This is a genomic window from Rhizobium sp. BR 314 (assembly GCF_047445805.1).
In the GTDB taxonomy this organism is placed as follows: Bacteria; Pseudomonadota; Alphaproteobacteria; order Rhizobiales; family Rhizobiaceae; genus Rhizobium; species Rhizobium lusitanum_B.
Map to the genome: position 1 here is coordinate 41143 of NZ_JARWLA010000020.1, position 19334 is coordinate 60476.

At 61.0% G+C, this 19334-nt stretch carries 18 protein-coding genes; 12 read left to right on the forward strand and 6 right to left on the reverse strand.

What is annotated here, in order from left to right; genetic code table 11:
* The first annotated feature begins 34 nt into the window (after positions 1–34).
* The 11 genes from rimP (at position 35) to QD461_RS22555 (ending at position 13145) form a co-directional block, all read left to right on the forward strand.
* Entirely contained in the window at positions 35–643 is a 609-nt protein-coding gene (rimP, locus tag QD461_RS22505; protein ID WP_414089736.1) for a ribosome maturation factor RimP, read from the forward strand.
* A 62-nt stretch (positions 644–705) separates the two neighbouring features.
* Positions 706–2310 (forward strand): transcription termination factor NusA, encoded by a 1605-nt coding sequence (gene nusA / locus QD461_RS22510; RefSeq protein WP_414089737.1) that lies wholly within the window; start codon positions 706–708, stop codon positions 2308–2310.
* On the forward strand, positions 2307–2999 hold the full coding sequence (locus QD461_RS22515) for an RNA-binding protein (RefSeq protein ID WP_414089738.1): 693 nt from the start codon (positions 2307–2309) through the stop codon (positions 2997–2999). Before nusA ends, QD461_RS22515 begins: the two co-directional genes overlap by 4 nt.
* 101 nt (positions 3000–3100) lie before the next feature.
* Complete coding sequence (gene infB / locus QD461_RS22520; RefSeq protein WP_414089739.1) at positions 3101–5848, forward strand: translation initiation factor IF-2; 2748 nt, start codon at positions 3101–3103, stop codon at positions 5846–5848.
* A gap of 89 nt (positions 5849–5937) precedes the next feature.
* Positions 5938–6546, forward strand: a complete 609-nt coding sequence (locus tag QD461_RS22525; RefSeq protein WP_414089740.1) for a hypothetical protein — start codon at positions 5938–5940, stop codon at positions 6544–6546.
* A gap of 68 nt (positions 6547–6614) precedes the next feature.
* A complete protein-coding gene (gene rbfA, locus QD461_RS22530; protein WP_184709586.1) occupies positions 6615–7022 on the forward strand; it encodes a 30S ribosome-binding factor RbfA in 408 nt (135 codons plus the stop codon).
* Positions 7023–7034: 12 nt separating this feature from the next.
* Complete coding sequence (gene truB / locus QD461_RS22535) at positions 7035–7967, forward strand: tRNA pseudouridine(55) synthase TruB (RefSeq protein WP_414089741.1); 933 nt, start codon at positions 7035–7037, stop codon at positions 7965–7967.
* A 190-nt stretch (positions 7968–8157) separates the two neighbouring features.
* On the forward strand, positions 8158–9009 hold the full coding sequence (locus QD461_RS22540; RefSeq protein WP_414089742.1) for an alpha/beta fold hydrolase: 852 nt from the start codon (positions 8158–8160) through the stop codon (positions 9007–9009).
* 164 nt (positions 9010–9173) lie between these two features.
* Complete coding sequence (gene rpsO, locus QD461_RS22545) at positions 9174–9443, forward strand: 30S ribosomal protein S15 (RefSeq protein ID WP_004127740.1); 270 nt, start codon at positions 9174–9176, stop codon at positions 9441–9443.
* 325 nt (positions 9444–9768) lie between these two features.
* Positions 9769–11907 (forward strand): polyribonucleotide nucleotidyltransferase, encoded by a 2139-nt coding sequence (gene pnp / locus QD461_RS22550; RefSeq protein ID WP_184709592.1) that lies wholly within the window; start codon positions 9769–9771, stop codon positions 11905–11907.
* A 221-nt stretch (positions 11908–12128) separates the two neighbouring features.
* Complete coding sequence (locus tag QD461_RS22555) at positions 12129–13145, forward strand: class I SAM-dependent methyltransferase (protein ID WP_414089743.1); 1017 nt, start codon at positions 12129–12131, stop codon at positions 13143–13145.
* Positions 13146–13188: 43 nt separating this feature from the next.
* On the opposite strand, the gene QD461_RS22560 is transcribed toward QD461_RS22555, so the two are convergent.
* Positions 13189–14409, reverse strand: coding sequence for an acyltransferase family protein (locus QD461_RS22560; RefSeq protein ID WP_414089744.1), 1221 nt, complete (start codon positions 14407–14409; stop codon positions 13189–13191).
* Between the two features lie 336 nt (positions 14410–14745).
* Here QD461_RS22560 and QD461_RS22565 point away from each other — a divergent pair, with 336 nt between their 5' ends.
* Entirely contained in the window at positions 14746–15372 is a 627-nt protein-coding gene (locus QD461_RS22565) for a DUF1287 domain-containing protein (RefSeq protein ID WP_414089745.1), read from the forward strand.
* Positions 15373–15426: 54 nt separating this feature from the next.
* Here QD461_RS22565 and QD461_RS22570 read toward each other — a convergent pair whose 3' ends face one another.
* Genes QD461_RS22570 through fabA form a run of 5 tightly spaced genes read right to left on the reverse strand, consistent with a single transcriptional unit; the run spans position 15427 to position 19196 of the window.
* Complete coding sequence (locus QD461_RS22570) at positions 15427–16005, reverse strand: GNAT family N-acetyltransferase (protein WP_414089746.1); 579 nt, start codon at positions 16003–16005, stop codon at positions 15427–15429.
* A gap of 33 nt (positions 16006–16038) precedes the next feature.
* The gene (locus tag QD461_RS22575) at positions 16039–16536 is read right to left on the reverse strand and encodes an HIT family protein (RefSeq protein WP_414089747.1); all 498 of its coding nucleotides are present in this window, start codon (positions 16534–16536) and stop codon (positions 16039–16041) included.
* Positions 16537–16590: 54 nt separating this feature from the next.
* Entirely contained in the window at positions 16591–17397 is an 807-nt protein-coding gene (fabI, locus tag QD461_RS22580) for an enoyl-ACP reductase FabI (RefSeq protein ID WP_184709600.1), read from the reverse strand.
* Positions 17398–17401: 4 nt separating this feature from the next.
* Positions 17402–18625 (reverse strand): beta-ketoacyl-ACP synthase I, encoded by a 1224-nt coding sequence (gene fabB / locus QD461_RS22585; RefSeq protein WP_414089748.1) that lies wholly within the window; start codon positions 18623–18625, stop codon positions 17402–17404.
* A gap of 55 nt (positions 18626–18680) precedes the next feature.
* Entirely contained in the window at positions 18681–19196 is a 516-nt protein-coding gene (gene fabA, locus QD461_RS22590) for a 3-hydroxyacyl-[acyl-carrier-protein] dehydratase FabA (protein WP_004127724.1), read from the reverse strand.
* Positions 19197–19334: the final 138 nt, after the last annotated feature.

Genomic DNA, 19334 nt, shown 5'->3' on the forward strand with positions numbered 1-19334 from the left:
TCTCCGAATGCAAAGACATTGCAGGAGTGAATGCTTGTCGGACGTGACAAACGCAGACAATACCAACGAACCCAGGCTGATCGTCGAAACCGGCCTTGATCAGCGTGTCGCCGCCATCATCGAGCCCGTCCTTGTGGGCATGGGCTACCGCCTGGTGCGCGTGCGTCTCCTCAACCTGAACGGCCTGACGCTGCAGATCATGACCGAGCGCAACGACGGCACCATGACCGTCGAGGATTGCGAAGCGGTCTCCACGGCGGTTTCGCCGGTTCTGGATGTGGAAGATCCGATCGATAAGGCGTATCATCTCGAAGTTTCGTCGCCCGGCATCGACCGTCCGATGGTGCGCAAATCGGATTTCCAGCGCTGGATCGGCCATCTCGTCAAATGCGAAACGTCGATCCTTGTCGAGAACCGCAAGCGTTTCCGCGGCAAGATCATTGCCGTCGACGCCGAGGGCTTCACGATCGAGCGTGACGAAGCCACCCGCGGCGAGGAGCCGAAGGTAATCATTCCGTTCAGCACCTTGGCCGAAGCCAAGCTGATCCTGACGGACGATCTCATCCGCGACGCGCTGCGCGCCGACAAGCTGGCGAAAGCCGAGGCAGCGAACCAGAACGAAGCGGACGAAGACGAAGAATAACCGATCAACGAACCGCCTGACGGAACGGGAACCCTAGGGCAGGAAGACGGAGACTAAAGACAATGGCAGTCAGTGCGAACCGGCTAGAACTTCTGCAGATCGCAGATGCAGTGGCGCGCGAAAAGGTCATCGACCGTGAGATCGTGCTTGCCGCAATGGCGGATGCGATCCAGAAGGCCGCACGCTCGCGTTACGGCACGGAGTCGAACATCCGCGCCGACATCAATCCGAAGACCGGCGAAATCCGTCTGCAGCGCCTGCTCGAAGTCGTCGAGAAGGCCGAAGACTATTCCACGCAGATCCCACTGGAACTCGCACGCGATCGCAACCCGGACGCAGCCCTTGGCGATTTCATCGCCGATCCGCTGCCGCCGATGGATTTCGGCCGTATCGCTGCCCAGTCGGCCAAGCAGGTCATCGTGCAGAAGGTGCGCGAAGCCGAGCGTGACCGCCAGTTCGACGAATTCAAGGATCGCGTCGGCGAAATCGTCAACGGCACCGTCAAGCGCGTCGAATACGGCAACGTCATCGTTGACCTCGGCCGCGGTGAAGGTATCATCCGCCGCGACGAGATGATCCCGCGCGAAAACTTCCGCTACGGCGACCGCGTCCGCGCCTATGTCTACGACGTCCGCCGCGAACAGCGCGGCCCGCAGATCTTCCTGTCGCGCACGCATCCGCAGTTCATGGTCAAGCTCTTCACCATGGAAGTGCCTGAAATCTACGACGGCATCATCCAGGTGAAGTCGGTCGCCCGCGATCCGGGTTCGCGCGCCAAGATCGCCGTCATCTCGAACGACTCGTCGATCGATCCCGTCGGCGCCTGCGTCGGTATGCGCGGTTCACGCGTTCAGGCCGTCGTCGGCGAACTGCAGGGCGAAAAGATTGACATCATTCCCTGGTCCAATGAGCCGGCGAACTTCGTCGTCAACGCGCTGCAGCCGGCCGAAGTCGCCAAGGTCGTTCTCGACGAAGATGCCGAGCGCATCGAAGTCGTGGTTCCCGACGAGCAGCTGTCGCTGGCCATCGGCCGCCGCGGTCAGAACGTCCGCCTCGCGTCGCAGCTGACCGGCTGGGACATCGACATCATGACGGAAGCCGAGGAATCGGAACGCCGTCAGAAGGAATTCAACGAGCGCACCAACCTCTTCATGGATGCACTCGACGTCGACGAAATGGTTGGTCAGGTTCTGGCTTCCGAAGGCTTTGCCGCGGTCGAGGAACTGGCTTACGTCGATCTCGATGAAATCGCTTCCATCGACGGTTTCGACGAAGACACCGCGCAGGAAATCCAGACCCGCGCCCGCGAATATCTCGAAAAGCTCGAAGCCGAGATGGACGAAAAGCGCAAGGCACTCGGCGTTTCCGACGAGCTTCGTGAGATCAACGGCATGACCGCACAGATGATGGTTGTGCTTGGCGAAGACGGCATCAAGACGATCGAAGACTTCGCCGGCTGCGCCGCCGACGACCTCGTCGGCTGGAGCGAACGCAAGAACGGCGAGACGAAGAAGTACGAAGGCTTGTTCTCCAAGCTCGAAGTCTCGCGCGTCGAAGCAGAACAGATGGTCGTGCAGGCTCGCCTGCTCGCCGGCTGGATTACCGAAGCCGATCTCGCCGCTGAGGCCGAAGAGGCTGCGGAGGACGAAACCGAGCAAGAAGCATGACGATCACCGAGGGGCCTGACGCTCCGCCCGAGGACGATGATCTCGGCGGTGACGGCGCAAATGGCCGCATGTGCATCGTAACACGCGAAAGCGGATCGCCCGACGAGTTGATCCGCTTCGTCGCCGCTCCGGACGGGACAGTCGTTCCCGATCTGAAGCGGCAGCTGCCGGGACGCGGGTGCTGGGTCAAGCTCGACCGGGCGCTCGTGGACAAGGCAGTAGCAAAGAAACTGTTTTCACGCGCCTTGAAGGCGGAAGTGACGGCACCGGCCGATCTGGGTGCCATCGTCGACCGTCTTCTCGTGGCGCAGCTGGCCGGGATGATGCACATGGCGCGCAAGGCGGGCCGGTTCGTCAGCGGTTCGGCGAAGGTCGATGGCGCCGTTCGCAACGGCTCGGCACTTGCCGTGTTCCACGCGATCGCCGCCGCCGACGATGGCGTCCGCAAGATCGACCAGGCACGCAAAGCCTGGCATCTCGGTATGGAAACCGAAAAGGAAATACCTTCCTTCCGTGTCTTTACGGAAGCGGAGATGGAAGAACTGATGGGCCAGAATGCTTTTATCCATGCCGCAGCGCTTGCAGGGCAGGCGGGTGAAGGTGTAGTGAAGCGCGCAAACCTGCTCGAACGGTACCGCAACGGCGGTCAGTCCCGGGCAACGGGCGGCGCTGGCCGGCGAAAACAATGACGCGGTCACCGGCCTATGCCGGACGCCTCATTAAGGTACATGCATTGAACGACAGGGTCTGACGGAGAATTCCGTACCCTGTCCGAAGGAACGGGAACGGAATGACCGACAATCAAGACGACAAGACGCTGAGTGTTTCAGGTAAGAAGACTCTCACCCTGAAGCCTTCAGGCGTAAACCAGGGCACCGTGCGCCAGGACATGGGCCGCGGTCGCACCAAGGCGGTCGTGGTTGAAACCCGCAAGCGCCGCCCGCTGCGCCCGGAAGACGAAAAGCCAATCACAGCTTCGACTGCACCTGCTGCGGCACCATCCGTGACGCGCGTCGCTGAACCGACGCCGCAGCCGCCGCGCCCGCCGCAGCCGGCTCCGCGCATTCATCAGCCCGGTGGCCAGCAGCAGCGGCCGGGACAGTCCAACCAGGGCTATCAGCAGCGCCCGCAGCAGGAACGCTCGTCGCGTCCGGTGGTTCTGAACCATCTGTCCGCCGATGAAATGGATGCCCGCCGCCGCGCGCTTGCCGACGCCCAGGCCCGCGACGCCGCGGATGCAATTCGTCGTGCCGAAGAAGAGGCACGACGCCGCCAGGAAGAAGAAGCACGCCGCATCGCCGAGCAGGCTGAAGCAGCACGCCGCGCCGCCGAAGAGGCTGCCCGCGCTGTGGAAGCGAAGGCGGAAGCCGCCGCTGCTCCAGTGAGCGAAGCCAAGGTCGAAGCCCCGAAGCCGGCTGCAAAGCCCGCAGCAGCACCCGTCGTCGCCCGACGCCCGGATGCCTCTGCGCCGCAACCTGCCCGCCCCGGCGCACCCGCATCGGAAGCGCCGGCCAATCGCCGTCGCCCGGGCAGCGACGAGGAAGAAAATCGTGGGCCGCCACGCGGCGCTCCGGCACGCGGCAAGGTCGTGCGTCCGGAACCGGCAAAGCCCGTTACCACGCGTCCGAAGACCGAGGATGAACGCCGTCGCGGCAAGCTGACGGTCACCACGGCGAATGTCGACGAAGACGGCAATGCGCGCGGTCGCTCGCTTTCGGCCATGCGCCGCCGGCAGGAGAAGTTCCGCCGCAGCCAGATGCAGGAAACGCGCGAAAAGATTTCGCGTGAAGTCGTCCTGCCTGAGACCATCACCATTCAGGAACTGTCGCAGCGCATGTCCGAACGCGCCGTCGACGTCATCAAGTTCCTGATGAAGGAAGGTCAGATGATGAAGCCGGGCGACGTGATCGACGCCGATCTGGCCGAACTCATCGCCGGCGAATTCGGCCACACGGTCAAGCGCGTTTCGGAATCCGACGTCGAACAGGGCATCTTCAACGTTGCCGACGAGGAAGGCGAACTGGTTTCCCGTCCGCCCGTCGTCACCATTATGGGTCACGTCGACCACGGCAAGACCTCGCTGCTCGACGCCATCCGCCATGCGAACGTGGTGGCCGGCGAAGCCGGTGGCATCACCCAGCATATCGGCGCCTATCAGGTCGAGCAGAACGGTCAGAAGATCACCTTCATCGACACTCCAGGCCACGCCGCCTTCACGGCAATGCGTGCCCGCGGCGCCCAGGCGACCGACATCGCGATCCTGGTCGTTGCAGCCGATGACAGCGTGATGCCGCAGACGATCGAATCGATCAACCACGCCAAGGCGGCGGGTGTTCCGATCATCGTGGCGATCAACAAGATCGACAAGCACGAAGCCAACCCGCAGAAGGTCCGTACGGAACTGCTGCAGCACGAAGTCTTCGTCGAATCCATGGGCGGTGAAGTGCTCGACGTGGAAGTATCCGCGAAGAATCGCACCAACCTCGACAAGCTGCTCGAAGCCATCCTGCTGCAGTCGGAAATCCTTGATCTCAAGGCCAATCCGAACCGCACGGCCGAAGGCACCGTCATCGAAGCTCAGCTCGATCGCGGTCGTGGCTCCGTCGCTACCGTCCTCGTTCAGAAGGGCACGCTGCGTCCGGGCCAGATCGTCGTTGCCGGCGATCAGTGGGGCCGTGTGCGCGCTTTGATCAACGACAAGGGCGAGCATGTGAAGGAAGCCGGTCCGGCCACGCCGGTCGAGGTTCTGGGTCTGTCGGGCACACCGGCGGCAGGCGACAAGTTCGCCGTCGTCGAAAACGAGAGCCGTGCCCGCGAGATCTCCGAATACCGCCAGCGTCTGGCCCGCGACAAGGCCGCTGCCCGCCAGTCCGGACAGCGCGGTTCGCTCGAACAGATGATGACCCAACTGCAGACCGTCGGCGTGAAGGAATTCCCGCTGGTGATCAAGGGCGACGTGCAGGGCTCGATCGAAGCCATTGCCGGAGCGCTCGACAAGCTCGGCACCGACGAAGTCCGTGCCCGCATCGTCCATTCGGGCGCAGGCGGCATCACCGAGTCGGATATTTCGCTGGCAGAAGCGTCGAACGCAGCCATCATCGGCTTCAACGTTCGCGCCAATGCACAGGCACGCCAGTTCGCAGAGCGCGAAGGCATCGAAATCCGCTACTACAACATCATCTACGATCTGGTGGATGACGTGAAGGCAGCGATGTCGGGTCTTCTATCTCCGGAGCGTCGCGAAACCTTCCTCGGCAATGCCGAGATCCTCGAGGTGTTCAACATCACGAAGGTCGGCAAGGTCGCAGGTTGCCGCGTCACCGAAGGCAAGGTCGAGCGTGGCGTCGGCGTCCGCCTGGTGCGCGACAACGTCGTCATCCACGAGGGCAAGCTCAAGACCCTCAAGCGCTTCAAAGACGAAGTCTCTGAAGTCAACATGGGTCAGGAATGCGGTATGGCCTTCGAGAACTACGAAGACATCCGCGTCGGCGATACGATCGAGTGCTTCCGCGTCGAGCACATCACCCGCACGCTGTAAGCGATCTTTCGATTTGCACGATATCAAAACCGCCGGCCACGACCGGCGGTTTTTTGTTGGATCCGACCGAGCGAGGATGAACCGAAGCCATGACCAATGGGTCTGAAGACCACGATTCAGTCACCGTTTCCTTCCTGCGCCAGCCCGACGAACATGTCGCGGTGATGCTGCGGGCAGGCCGACGCATAGCACGCCGCAGCCCGCAAAAAGCCCAGAACGAGGTGGGATGGTTCTTCATATCGGCGATTGCCGTTGGCGCGGGCCTGCCGGTTCTTTTCTATCTGCTAAGACGCTATGTCTATGTCCCCGTCTTCGGACTATCGCCTTCCATCCACGAAGCCGACATTGCCATTATATGGCTTGTGCCTTCGCTGATGATCTATGCGCTCATTCTGGTTTATGCCCAATGGGCGATGCGGCGACGGCGGGCAGTAATGCGGTCACGCATTCGACCTGGTGTCACGATCACCGTAACGGCCAATGCGCAGGGTGCATCCTGGGCGTCGACGGATACCAGGATTTGGCTCGGCTGGAGCGAAATCATCAGTATCAGCCGCGTCGACGGGCGGATCGAGTTCGATCTCGAGTCTTTCTTCACCTATATTCCGGCCTCCGCCTTTTCCGATCAACAGGTGCAGGATGCCGCATTCGCAAGGATTCTGGGCTTCTGGCGGGCCGCAAACCCTGTCCAGCCTTGACCTTTGCGCCGGATCGAGTCATTTGACCCCCTTTATCGCGTCCAAGGGACGCTGCTAACGGAACAACCATGACCAGACCAACTTCTTCCGCGCCTTCGCAGCGCATGCTTCGCGTCGGCGAGCAAGTGCGCTCAGCGATCACGCAGGTTCTGCAGCGTGGCGAAGTGCGCGACGACCTGATCGAGCGCACCGTGATTTCCATTTCCGAGGTGCGCATGTCGCCGGATCTGAAGATCGCCACCGCCTTCGTGACACCGCTCGGCGTTGCCGATCACGCCGCTGTGATCGAGGCGCTGAATCGCCATGCGAAATATATCCGCGGCCGCCTCGGTCCGCAGCTTCGGCAGATGAAGTACATGCCGGAAGTGCGCTTCCGCGACGATACGAGCTTCGACAACTACCAGAAGATCGACGCATTGCTGCGCTCGCCCGAGGTCAGCCGTGACCTCGAAGACGACAACGACCAAGATCAATAACAGAGACAGAGAATGTCCAAGCCACGCAAGCCCAAGGGCCGCCCGATTTCGGGCTGGCTCATCCTCGACAAGCCGGTCGATTTCGGTTCGACCGAAGCTGTTTCCAAGATCAAGTGGCTGTTCAAGGCCCAGAAGGCCGGCCATGCCGGCACGCTCGATCCGCTCGCCTCCGGCATGCTGCCGATCGCGCTCGGCGATGCCACCAAAACGGTTCCCTACGTCATGGACGGCCGCAAGATCTATGAATTCACCGTGACCTGGGGTGAAGAGCGCGCTTCCGACGATCTCGAAGGCGAAGTGACCGCCACCTCGGACGCCCGTCCGAGCGAAGAGGAGATCCGTGCGCTGCTGCCGAAATATACCGGCGTCATCCAGCAGGTTCCACCGCAGTTTTCCGCGATCAAGATATCAGGCGAGCGCGCCTATGACCTCGCCCGTGAAGGCGAGACGGTCGAGATCCCCTCGCGCGAAGTCGAGATCTTTCGGCTGACGCTGCTGGCTTGCCCGGATGCCAACACTGCCCACTTCGAAGTGGAATGCGGCAAGGGCACCTATGTGCGCGCGCTGGCCCGCGATTTCGGTCGCGATCTCGGCTGCCGCGGCTATATTTCCGGCCTGCGCCGCAGCTTCGTCGCACCCTTCGCTGAAGAGACGATGGTGCCGCTTGCCGATCTGGTGGCACTGGAAGAGATCGAGGATGCCGATGAGCGGCTTGCCGCGCTCGATGCTCTGCTTATCGATACGGCGGAAGCCCTGTCGTCACTGCCGCATCTCGTCATCAACGACGACCAAGCGCACCGCCTGAAGATGGGCAACCCCATTCTCGTGCGCGGCCGCGATGCGCCGGTCGCCGAAACCGAGGCCTATGCCACGGCACGCGGCAAGCTGATCGCCATCGGCGAGATCGGCCAGGGCGAATTCCGCCCCAAGCGCGTCTTCGTCTGACCTTCGATCAGCCGGAGAAGCCGACTACGCATAGGCCCGAAAATCGGAATCGATTTTCGGGCCTATGCGTAGGGTAAAAGAGATAGAGCGACTTTGTGCTTCCGAAGGAAGCACGGCGCTCTATTGCTGGGCAATGGCGATGCGATATGCTGCCCGACGGGCCATCGTGGCCCGTTCAAAGGGGGCAAACATGCGCAGAGTTGCATTCGGAATACTGGCATTCCTTTCCCTGTTTCTGGCAATCGCCAGCGCCCAATCCGCCGAGCGATGGGCCGGGCTGCCGCCATTTCCGCCAATGCCGCAGCCGAAAACGAGCGGCATGGCCGATGTCAACGACATCAAGATGTATTACGCCGAATATGGCGAAGGTGACCCGATCCTCTTCATTCATGGGGGACTTGGGAATGCCGACATCTGGGGTCGCCAGGTCGCCGATTTCGCCAAGGATCACCTGGTCATCGTTGCCGACAGCCGCGGTCACGGCCGCTCGACGCGCAGCCAGCAGCCCTTCGGCTACGACCTGATGACCTCGGACTATGTTGCTCTGCTCGACTACCTGAAGATCGGCAAGGTGACGCTCGTCGGATGGTCCGATGGCGGCATCATCGGCATCGACATGGCCATGAAACATCCCGAAAAGCTGAAGCGCGTGGTCGCTCAGGCCGCCAATGTCACGACCGACGGCGTGAAGCCCGACGTCATGAACAACAAGACTTTCAACGACTACATCAACGTGGCCGGCGACTACTACAGAAAGCTGTCGCCAACGCCCAACGAGTACGATGCCTTCGTCAGCCAGATCTCGCAGATGTGGGCGAGCCAACCAGCATGGACGGCAGCCGACCTCGGAAAGATCGCCGTGCCGGTGACGCTTGCCATCGGCGACCATGACGAGGCGGTGAAGCTCGACCATACCGAGATGATGGCAAAGGAGATCCCTGGCGCCAAGCTCGTCATTCTGAAGGATGCGAGCCATTTCGCCATGCTGCAGGATCCGGAGGGGTATGACGCCATGGTTCGGGACGCCATAGCGGGACGCTGAAACAGGCCGGGAAACCGCCTCGGGGAGAACCCTCTTTCCATTGGCGCTCATTTGGTTTATAGGCAGCGCCAGCATCGGGCATGCCTGATTGCATTCGCGGCCAATGCTGGACGACATCCCGGCGTTTGGCGACTTTAATTTCCTCTCATAGAAAGGACTATCCGATGTCGATCACTGCTGAGCGCAAGGCTGCGCTGATCAAGGAATACGCGACCGCTGAAGGCGACACCGGTTCTCCGGAAGTCCAGGTTGCGATCCTGACCGAGCGCATCAACAACCTCACGGACCACTTCAAGGACCACAAGAAGGACAACCACTCCCGTCGTGGTCTCCTGACGATGGTTTCCAGCCGGCGTTCGCTTCTTGACTACCTCAAGAAGAAGGACGAAGGCCGTTATACCAAGCTGATCACCAGCCTCGGTATCCGTCGCTAACGGAATTTCCGGCGGGCGTTCACCTGAACGTCCGCCGGATGCTTATGAAGGGTATGAGCCCTTGAGACCAGTTTCCCTCGCGCCTTGTGTCTGCGCGATGCGAAATTGCCGGCAGCCCGGATGGGCCGGCGCTGCCAACAACAACCGTTGACCTGTCATGGGGCAGGATTGCCGGATGCTTTCAGCCGAAGCTTCGCGCTTCGGCCGATTTTCGAAAGCCTCTCGTTGTCTTGCCCGTGATGCGTCACATTTCGTGCGGTTGAAGACGTGCCTTGCCGAAATCGTCGGCGATGGCGCCTTTTCCCGTACAATGTAAGGACAAGATATGTTCGATACCCATACCGTCGAAATCGAGTGGGCAGGCCGCCCGCTGAAGCTCGAAACCGGCAAGATCGCCCGCCAGGCCGACGGCGCCGTCGTTGCCACCTACGGCGAGACCGTGGTGCTTGCGACCGTCGTTTCCGCCAAGGCTCCTAAGCCGGGCCAGGACTTCTTCCCGCTCACCGTCAACTACCAGGAAAAGACCTACGCAGCCGGCAAGATCCCCGGCGGCTACTTCAAGCGCGAGGGCCGTCCGAGCGAAAACGAAACGCTCGTTTCCCGCCTGATCGACCGCCCGATCCGCCCGCTCTTCCCGGAAGGCTACAAGAACGACACGCAGGTCGTCGTAACCGTTATCCAGCATGACCTGGAAAACAATCCGGACATTTTGTCGATGGTCGCGACCTCGGCTGCCCTGACGCTCTCGGGTGTTCCGTTCATGGGCCCGATCGGCGGTGCTCGCGTCGGCTACATCAACGGCGAATACGTCCTCAACCCGCATCTCGACGAAATGGACGAGTCGAGCCTCGACCTCGTCGTCGCTGGTACGCAGGAAGCCGTTCTCATGGTCGAATCCGAAGCCAAGGAACTGGCTGAAGACGTCATGCTCGGCGCCGTCATGTTCGGTCACCGCGGCTTCCAGCCGGTTATCGATGCGATCATCAAGCTCGCGGAAGTAGCTGCCAAGGAGCCCCGCGACTTCCAGCCGGAAGACTATTCCGAGCTCGAGAAGGAAATGCTCGGCCTCGCTGAAGCCGACCTGCGCGACGCCTACAAGATCACCCAGAAGGCCGATCGCTACGCAGCCGTCGACGCCGTCAAGGCCAAAGTGAAGGCGCACTTCCTGCCTGCCGAAGGCGAAGCCAAGTACACGGCTGAAGAAGTCGGCGCTATCTTCAAGCACCTGCAGGCCAAGATCGTTCGCTGGAACATCCTCGACACATCGAGCCGCATCGACGGCCGCGACCTGTCGACCGTTCGCCCGATCGTTTCCGAAGTCGGCCTCCTGCCGCGCACGCACGGTTCGGCTCTCTTCACCCGCGGTGAAACGCAGGCGATCGTCGTTGCCACGCTCGGCACCGGCGAAGACGAGCAGTTCGTCGACAGCCTGACCGGCATGTACAAAGAAAACTTCATGCTGCACTACAACTTCCCGCCCTACTCGGTCGGCGAAACCGGCCGCATGGGTTCTCCGGGCCGCCGCGAAATCGGCCATGGCAAGCTCGCATGGCGCGCTGTTCATCCGATGCTGCCGACGGCGGAACAGTTTCCCTACACGCTGCGCGTCGTTTCGGAAATCACCGAGTCCAACGGCTCCTCCTCGATGGCGACCGTCTGCGGCACCTCGCTGGCGCTGATGGATGCCGGCGTTCCGCTGGCAAAGCCGGTTGCCGGTATCGCCATGGGCCTGATCAAGGAAGAAGAGCGCTTCGCCGTTCTCTCCGACATCCTGGGTGACGAAGATCACCTCGGCGACATGGACTTCAAGGTTGCCGGTACCGAAGCCGGTATCACCGCCCTGCAGATGGACATCAAGATCGAAGGTATCACCGAAGAGATCATGAATGTCGCTCTGAACCAGGCGAAGGGTGGCCGCCTGCACATTCTCGGCGAAATGGCCAAGGCCATCTCCGAGAGCCGCGGCCAGCTCGGCGAATTCGCTCCGCGCATCGAAGTGATGAACATCCCGGTCGACAAGATCCGCGAAGTCATCGGCTCCGGCGGCAAGGTCATCCGCGAAATCGTCGAAAAGACCGGCGCGAAGATCAACATCGAGGACGACGGCACCGTCAAGATCGCCTCCTCCTCCGGCAAGGAAATCGAAGCGGCCCGCAAGTGGATCCACTCGATCGTGGCTGAGCCGGAAGTCGGCCAGATCTACGAAGGCACTGTTGTCAAGACCGCTGACTTCGGCGCCTTCGTCAACTTCTTTGGCGCCCGCGACGGCCTCGTCCACATCTCGCAGCTCGCTTCCGAGCGCGTTGCGAAGACGCAGGACGTCGTCAAGGAAGGCGACAAGGTCTGGGTCAAGCTGCTCGGCTTCGACGAACGCGGCAAAGTTCGCCTCTCCATGAAGGTCGTCGACCAGGCTACCGGCCAGGAGATCGCCGCCGACAAGAAGAAGGACGACGCAGCCGAGTAAGCTGCGCCTTCATCCAAGTTCCGGGGCGCGGGATCTTTTCCGCGCCCTTTTTATATTAAATGCCGTCGGCTGCCTTCGCTGAAACTGCGTGCCCGGCCCCTCACCCTAGCCCTCTCCCCGCTTCAACGGAGACAGGGCTAGGGTGAGGGGCAAGCACAAGATACGATAAGGCCACGGATATCCGACGATCCAAATCCACCTTTCACGACGAGACCGCACCCATGAGCCGCGATGCCCTGAAGACCCTGTTTCACCCCTTTGCCTCCAGTACTGTCGACGCGCCCGGAGAAGGCGAGCGGATTCTGTTTCTTGGCGCTGAGGCCGGCTTTTCGCTGCCAGGCGACTTTGCCGCCGAGCTTTCAGCCGTCCAGGGCTTCCGTCCCTTTTATCGCCAGCTGCAGGCACAGCGGATCAATGTGACGCCGGAGATCGAAGGCGAAGGCTATGACGGCGCGCTGGTGCTTTGTGGCAAGCACAAGGGTGAGAACGAGAGCTATATTGCTGAAGCGCTTTCGCGCGTGAAAGAGAGTGGCCTCATCGTCATTGCCGGCGGAAAGGAAGATGGCATTCAGCCGCTGCGCAAGCGCCTCGAAGGCTTCGGCCTCACAGTCGAGCATATGCCGAAGTATCACGGCGTCGCCCTGTGGTTCGCACGCCCCGCCGACGTAAAGGCTCTGACCGCGCAGCTGGTAAAGCCGGCAACCCGCGTCGATGAGCGCTTCACGACCACGGCCGGCATGTTCTCGCACGACCGGATCGATGCCGGTTCGGAGCTGCTCGCCTCACGCCTGCCGACCGACTTTACCGGCGACGCCGCCGACTTCGGCGCCGGCTGGGGCTACCTTTCCGTCGAGCTTGCGACAAAGTCGCCAAGGATCGCGCGTATCGACCTCTACGAGGCCCATTACGGCGCGCTGGAGGCTGCCCGCGCCAACCTGCTGGTAAACTGCCCGAAGGTCGCCCAGCGCTTCTTCTGGACCGATCTGGCGAGCGAGCCGGTCAAGGACAAGTATGACCTGATCATCATGAACCCGCCCTTCCACGAAGGCCATGCCGCCGAGCCTTCGCTCGGCCAGGCGATGATCAAGACGGCGGCTTCGGCCCTGCGCGGTGGCGGCCGCCTGATGCTGGTCGCCAATCGCGGCCTGCCCTACGAGCCGGTGCTGGCGGAAAACTTCAAGGAGTTTGGCGAGACCTGCCGCAACGCCCGCTTCAAGGTGCTCTGGGCAAAGAAATAAGCGGCGAAGGCGGCCAACCGGCCGCCTTTTTCAGGTTCCAGACCTAATTTGTTCGGTTCGAGCGGGACATCAGGTGATCCCGCAATGTCAGGAAGTTTCTTTCCACAAGGAACCAGAGCGTCACCGCCACGAGGAAGCAGGTGGCGAGATAGATGATGAAGCCGGAAAGCCCCTGAAGATTGTCCCTGCCGAAGACCATCTGGTCGAGATGGTAGACACCCTTGTGGGTGAGATAGAGGCTGTAGGAAAGCGTCGCGATGCCGGATATCGCCGGCAGGTGCCAGCGTCCGATCCTGGGCTGTAGGTCCAGCAATGCACCGAGGATGAGAGCCACGCCCGCCGAGAACAGCGGAAAGCCGACGACCGCGCCCGCAAGGGGCTGGAACACCAGCGGCAAGTTGGTTTCTGCAAAGGGCCCTCGGATCGAAAAGATCACGAGCGCCGCCGTCACGGCCATGCCGCCGATGCCAAGCGCGATGAAGGGCGGCAGATACCGTTCCCACAGCAACGGCCTGAAGAGCCGGATCGCCGCCAGCACGACACCAAAGGTCAGCCCATCAAGCCGATTGTAGGTCGGGTAGTAGACATCTCTCAGATAGATGGCGAATGCCTCCCTGTAGGCCTGTATTTCAACAGCGGGGCCGACCTGGCTCTGCCATAGCGCGAACCTCAGACCCATGCCGGCAATCATGATGGTCGTGACCAGAAAGGCCGCAAAGACTAAGGTCGCGCGACGTTTCAGCGGAACGACGAGCAGTGGCAGGAGGAGATAGAAATGCTCCTCGACACTTAGCGACCAAGCTTCTGTGAAAGTGCCGCCAAGGCGGGGGTCGAGCCCGAAATTGACAGTGAAGGTCAGAAACCGCCAGGCCGACTGCATCGTCGGTGCATCCCGCAGCGACGGGATGAATGTGTAGAAGGCGAGCACAAGCAGAAAGGCGGGCAATATGCGGAATGCCCGGCGCAGGTAGAAAGCCCTGAAATCGACGGCGCTGCGGCGCGTGGCCTCCGCCATCAACTGGCCTCCGATGAGATAGCCGCTGAGCACGAAGAAGATGTCGACGCCGATCCAGCCATAGGGCCTGATTTCAGCCAAAAGCAGCGGCGTCGCTTCGACGGGCAGATGCGCGAGCATGACGAGCAGGATGGCAAGCGCCCGCAACAGATCCGGCCCCAATTCTCTCCTGGTGGCAGCGGTTTCGAGCGATGTCGTCTCGTCCAGTGGATCGAGCGGCTTGGAGCTGGCAACAGTTATGGTGTTCACGGCTGGGGTTCCCGTAAATGGTCAATGAATGCCGATGGACATGCAGGAGATACTGTTGAATGCGTGCCTTGTATCGGAATTCCGGCCGGTCGTAACGGGCCATCCCCGGCAAGATAGAATTAACCTAAAATTTTCGTAAAATCTTATCGAATACCCGTTAACGCGCCCGATTCGGGCGCTGTGCCCGCCGCTCATGCTCCAAAGCGCCGAGGACAGGGGCAACGAGCAGCACTCCACCCTTGCGTGAACCACCCATAGATTCGCCTCTATTTGAAGGAAGGTTCGTATTGCCGCCTGAGATGTTCATGCCGCTGTGGCCAGGAGAGGGGGAAGCCGATGATTGAAGTCACGCGCCGCATGGTGCTGCAAACTGGCCTTCTGGCCGTCGCTTCGGCAGTACCAGCAATGAGCCGGGCCGCAACGATTGCGCCAACCTGGCCATCGTCTCTGGTACAGGCAGCAAGGGCTCAGATTGGCGTCACCACGCGCTATGACCCCACCTATGTCAGACTGGCCTATCCAGGCGGCGATGTGCCTCCGGATCGCGGCGTTTGCACCGACGTCGTCATCCGTGCCTATCGCCATGCCTTCGGGCTCGATCTGCAAAAGCTGCTGCACGAAGACATGAAGGCCAATTTTGCCGCCTACCCCAAGGCGTGGGGCATGAAGGCGCCCGATCCCAATATCGACCACCGCCGCGTCCCTAATCTTGCCGCCTATTTCACCAGACGGAAAACGGCCCTGTCCTTGTCCGAGGATTTCGCGAGCTATCGTGCCGGCGACCTCGTCACACAGATGCTTCCGGGCAATCTCACCCATATCGTCATCGTCTCATCGAAAACGTCAGCGGAGGTGCCGGGGCGGCCGCTGGTGATCCAGAACATTGGCGCCGGGGCGAGCGAGGACGACACGCTGTTTGCCTATCAGCGGACGGGGCATTATCGATTCTCGCCTAGCGCCTGATCCAGGCCTGTTGCGGACCATATCACGACACCGGCGAAACCGATGGGCTGACAGCTATCGCGATCTGGCCCGATTCTTTTCGGACCACTCCCGGCAAAGAACCGCATAGACGCATTCATCGCCCCAGATGCCATTGAAGCGATCGCTTTCGATCAGGAGCGCCTCGCGACGCATGCCCAGCCGCTCGACAACGCCAACCGATCCGGCATTCTTCGCATCCAGCCGCGCGAAGATCCGGTGGAAGCCGAATTTTTCGAAACCGAGGCTGATAATGGCCGCAGCGGCTTCAGTAGCGTAGCCCTTGCCGGCATAGACGGGGTTGAAGATGTAGCCGAGTTCAGCCTGCTGGGCGGCCTTGTTGGTGAATGTCAGGCCGACGTCACCCACCAAAGCATTATCCTCCCGCCGGATGACAGCACATAACAGCGTATCCCCGTCTTCGCTGAATGAGGACGTCAAGCGAGCGTCGAAACGTTCCCTCATCGCCTCTGGCGAAGGAGGATCGCGATAGAGGAAACGATAGATTTCGGGCTGCGAGCGATAGGAGCTGTAGGCTGCGAAATCCTCCGGAGCGAATTTGCGCAGGATGAGGCGGTCCGTAGAGGCAAGGCTTTCGTTATCGGCAGTTGTCATGACACATCCTAAATATTTCGCCGCTGTCGCCACTCAATCCGGCCGCGCCGTCGGCAACTCCGCCTCATCCAGCCGACGCGGGATCAGGTGGACATGGGCATGGAAGATTTTCTGGCCGGCCGCGTGACCAATATTCGAGCCGAAATTGAATCCGCTGACGGATGGGTCTTCGTTGCCGATGACCTGCCGGCACTGCAGGGCGAGTTCGTGAATGGCTTCCCGCTCATCGGCATCACTCGCGAAAATATCCGTCACATGGCGTTTCGGAATAATCAGCGTATGCAATGGCCGGACCGGGAATTTATCCCTGATCGCAAAGGCCAAGGGATTTTCGGCAAGGATGGTCAATTCCTCTGTGCGGCAGAAGATGCAGTTCTGATCCAATAGCCGACCTCCACAAAAGCTTAGGGCCGCACGCGGCGGCCCAACCCAATACAAATTTGCACTCGACGAGGTCGTTTCAACCCCTAGAGCGCCCCGTGCTTCCTTTAGGAAGCACAACGGACGCTCCAACTCTTCGAATCTACGCATCAGGCTTTCCGAAAATCGATTCCGATTTTCGAGCCGATGCTGTAGCGCCGAGGATCATTCCGCATCCGCGCTCGACAGCGCTTCCAGCGTCGGCATCGAGGTGATGTTGTAGCCTGCATCGACGAAATGAATTTCGCCGGTAACGCCTGCCGACAGATCCGACAGCAGGTATAGCGACGACGAACCGACTTGATCGATGGTAACAGACTTGCGCAGCGGCGCGTTGCGCTGGTTCCAAGACAGGATGGCGCGGGCATCGGAAATGCCGGCACCGGCCAGCGTGCGGATCGGGCCGGCGGAAACGGCGTTAACGCGGATGCCCCGCGGGCCGTAGTCGGCGGCGAGATAGCGAACGGAAGCCTCAAGCGCCGCCTTGGCGACGCCCATGACGTTGTAGTTCGGGATCACGCGCGTCGAGCCGTTATAGGTCAGCGTCAGCATGCTGCCGCCTTCCGTCATCAGTTCGGCGGCGCGCTTGGCGACCTCGGTGAACGAGAAGCAGGAAATCACCATGGTGCGGGTGAAATTGTCCCGCGTGGTGTCGGCATAAAGCCCCTTCAACTCGTTCTTGTCGGAAAAGCCGATGGCGTGAACGATGAAATCCAGCTTGCCCCAGCGTTCCTTGATCGCCGAGAAGGTGGCATCGACGGAAGCAAGATCCTCGACATCGCACGGCAGGATGAAATCCGAGCCCAGTTCGGCTGCGAGCGGCTTGACGCGCTTGCCGAGCGCCTCGCCCTGAAAAGTGAAAGCCAGCTCCGCACCTTCGGCGGCGAGCGCCTTTGCAATGCCCCAGGCAATCGAGTGATTGTTTGCGACGCCCATGATGAGGCCGCGCTTACCCTGCATGATTCCCGTCATTGCCTTATCCGTTGTAGCGCTGGAATACGAGCGTGGCGTTGGTGCCGCCGAAACCGAAGGAATTCGAAAGAGCGATGTCGATCTTGGCATCGTCGATGCGCTTGCGCACGATCGGCACGCCTGCGAATTCCGGATCGAGTTCGGTGATATGGGCGCTTTCGCCGATGAAGCGCTCCTGCATCATTAGGATCGAATAGATCGATTCCTGAACGCCTGCTGCGCCGAGCGAATGGCCCGTCAGCGACTTGGTCGACTGGATCGGCGGGATCTTGTCGCCAAAGACTTCGCGAATCGCACCGATTTCCTTGCTGTCGCCCACTGGCGTCGAGGTGCCGTGGGTGTTGATGTAGTCGATATCGCCCTTCACGGTGGCCAGCGCCTGGCGCATGCAGCGCACGGCGCCCTCACCAGACGGAGCGACCATGTCATAACCGTCCGAAGTGGCGCCGTAGCCGACGATTTCGGCATAGATCTTGGCACCGCGGGCCTTGGCATGTTCCAGCTCTTCCAGAACCAGTACGCCGGCGCCGCCGGCGATGACGAAGCCGTCACGCTTGGCGTCATAAGCCCGCGAGGCGGTTTCCGGGTGATTCTCGTTGAAGTCGGAAGACATCGCACCCATGGCGTCGAAGAGATTCGACATGGTCCAGTCAAGATCTTCGTGGCCGCCGGCGAACATCACGTCCTGCTTGCCCCACTGGATCATTTCAGCGGCGTTACCGATGCAGTGCGCCGAGGTCGAGCATGCGGAGGAGATCGAGTAGTTGACGCCGTGGATCTTGAACCAGGTCGCAAGCGTCGCCGAAGCGGTCGACGACATCGACTTCGGCACGGCGAAGGGGCCGATACGCTTCGGGCTGTTGTTCTTGCGGGTAATGTCAGCAGCTTCGATCAGCGTGCGCGTCGACGGGCCACCAGAGCCCATGATGATGCCGGTGCGCTCGTTGGTGATGTCGCTTTCCTCAAGGCCGCTGTCAGCAATGGCCTGCTTCATGGCGACGTGATTCCAGGCGCCACCCTGCGACAGGAAGCGCATGGCGCGGCGGTCCACCAGCTCGGCCGTATCGATCTTCGGGGCGCCCCAGACCTGGCACTTGAAGCCATGCTCGGCGAAATCGGGAGAGAAAGAAATACCGGACTTGGCTTCGCGCAGCGAGGCAGCCACTTCCTGAGCATCATTTCCGATCGAAGAGACAATACCCAGACCCGTAACAACAACCCGTCTCATATCGATGACCTTTTCTTAAACAGTCTGTCTTGGTGGAGGCGGCGAAGCCGCAAAATCAGGCAACCTTGTCCTTGGACAGGCCTACACGCAGGTCCGTCGCCTGATAAATGGTCTCGCCGTCGGCCTTCAACCAGCCATCGGCCGTGCCGAGGACGAGGCGGCCGCGCATGACGCGCTTGAAGTCGATGCCGTATTCGAGAAGCTTGGTGTCCGGGCGAACCATGCCCTTGAACTTCACTTCGCCAGTCGAAAGCGCCATACCGCGGCCGGGCTCGCCGAGCCAGCCGAGGAAGAAACCGGTGAGCTGCCACATGCCGTCGAGGCCGAGGCAGCCGGGCATGATCGGATTGCCGGCAAAATGGCAAGGGAAGTACCAGTCATCCGGGCGCACATCGTATTCGGCGCGGATGAAGCCCTTGTCAAAGGCGCCACCGGTCTCGGAAATTTCGGTAATGCGATGGACCATCAGCATCGGTGGCAGGGGAAGCTGTGCATTGCCGGGGCCGAACAGCTCGCCGCGGCCGCAGGCCAGGATTTCCTCGTAGTTGAAGCTGGATTGTCTCGTCGTCATAAAATTTCGTTTCCCCCGCAGGAATGCCGATGGATTTGAAGCTTTAGTGCAAGATGGAGGGAAAATGAAGCGAAAGCATTGCAGCTTCATTCATCCTTCCGATTAAACGCACTAGCCCTTATGTGGTGGTCGCATACA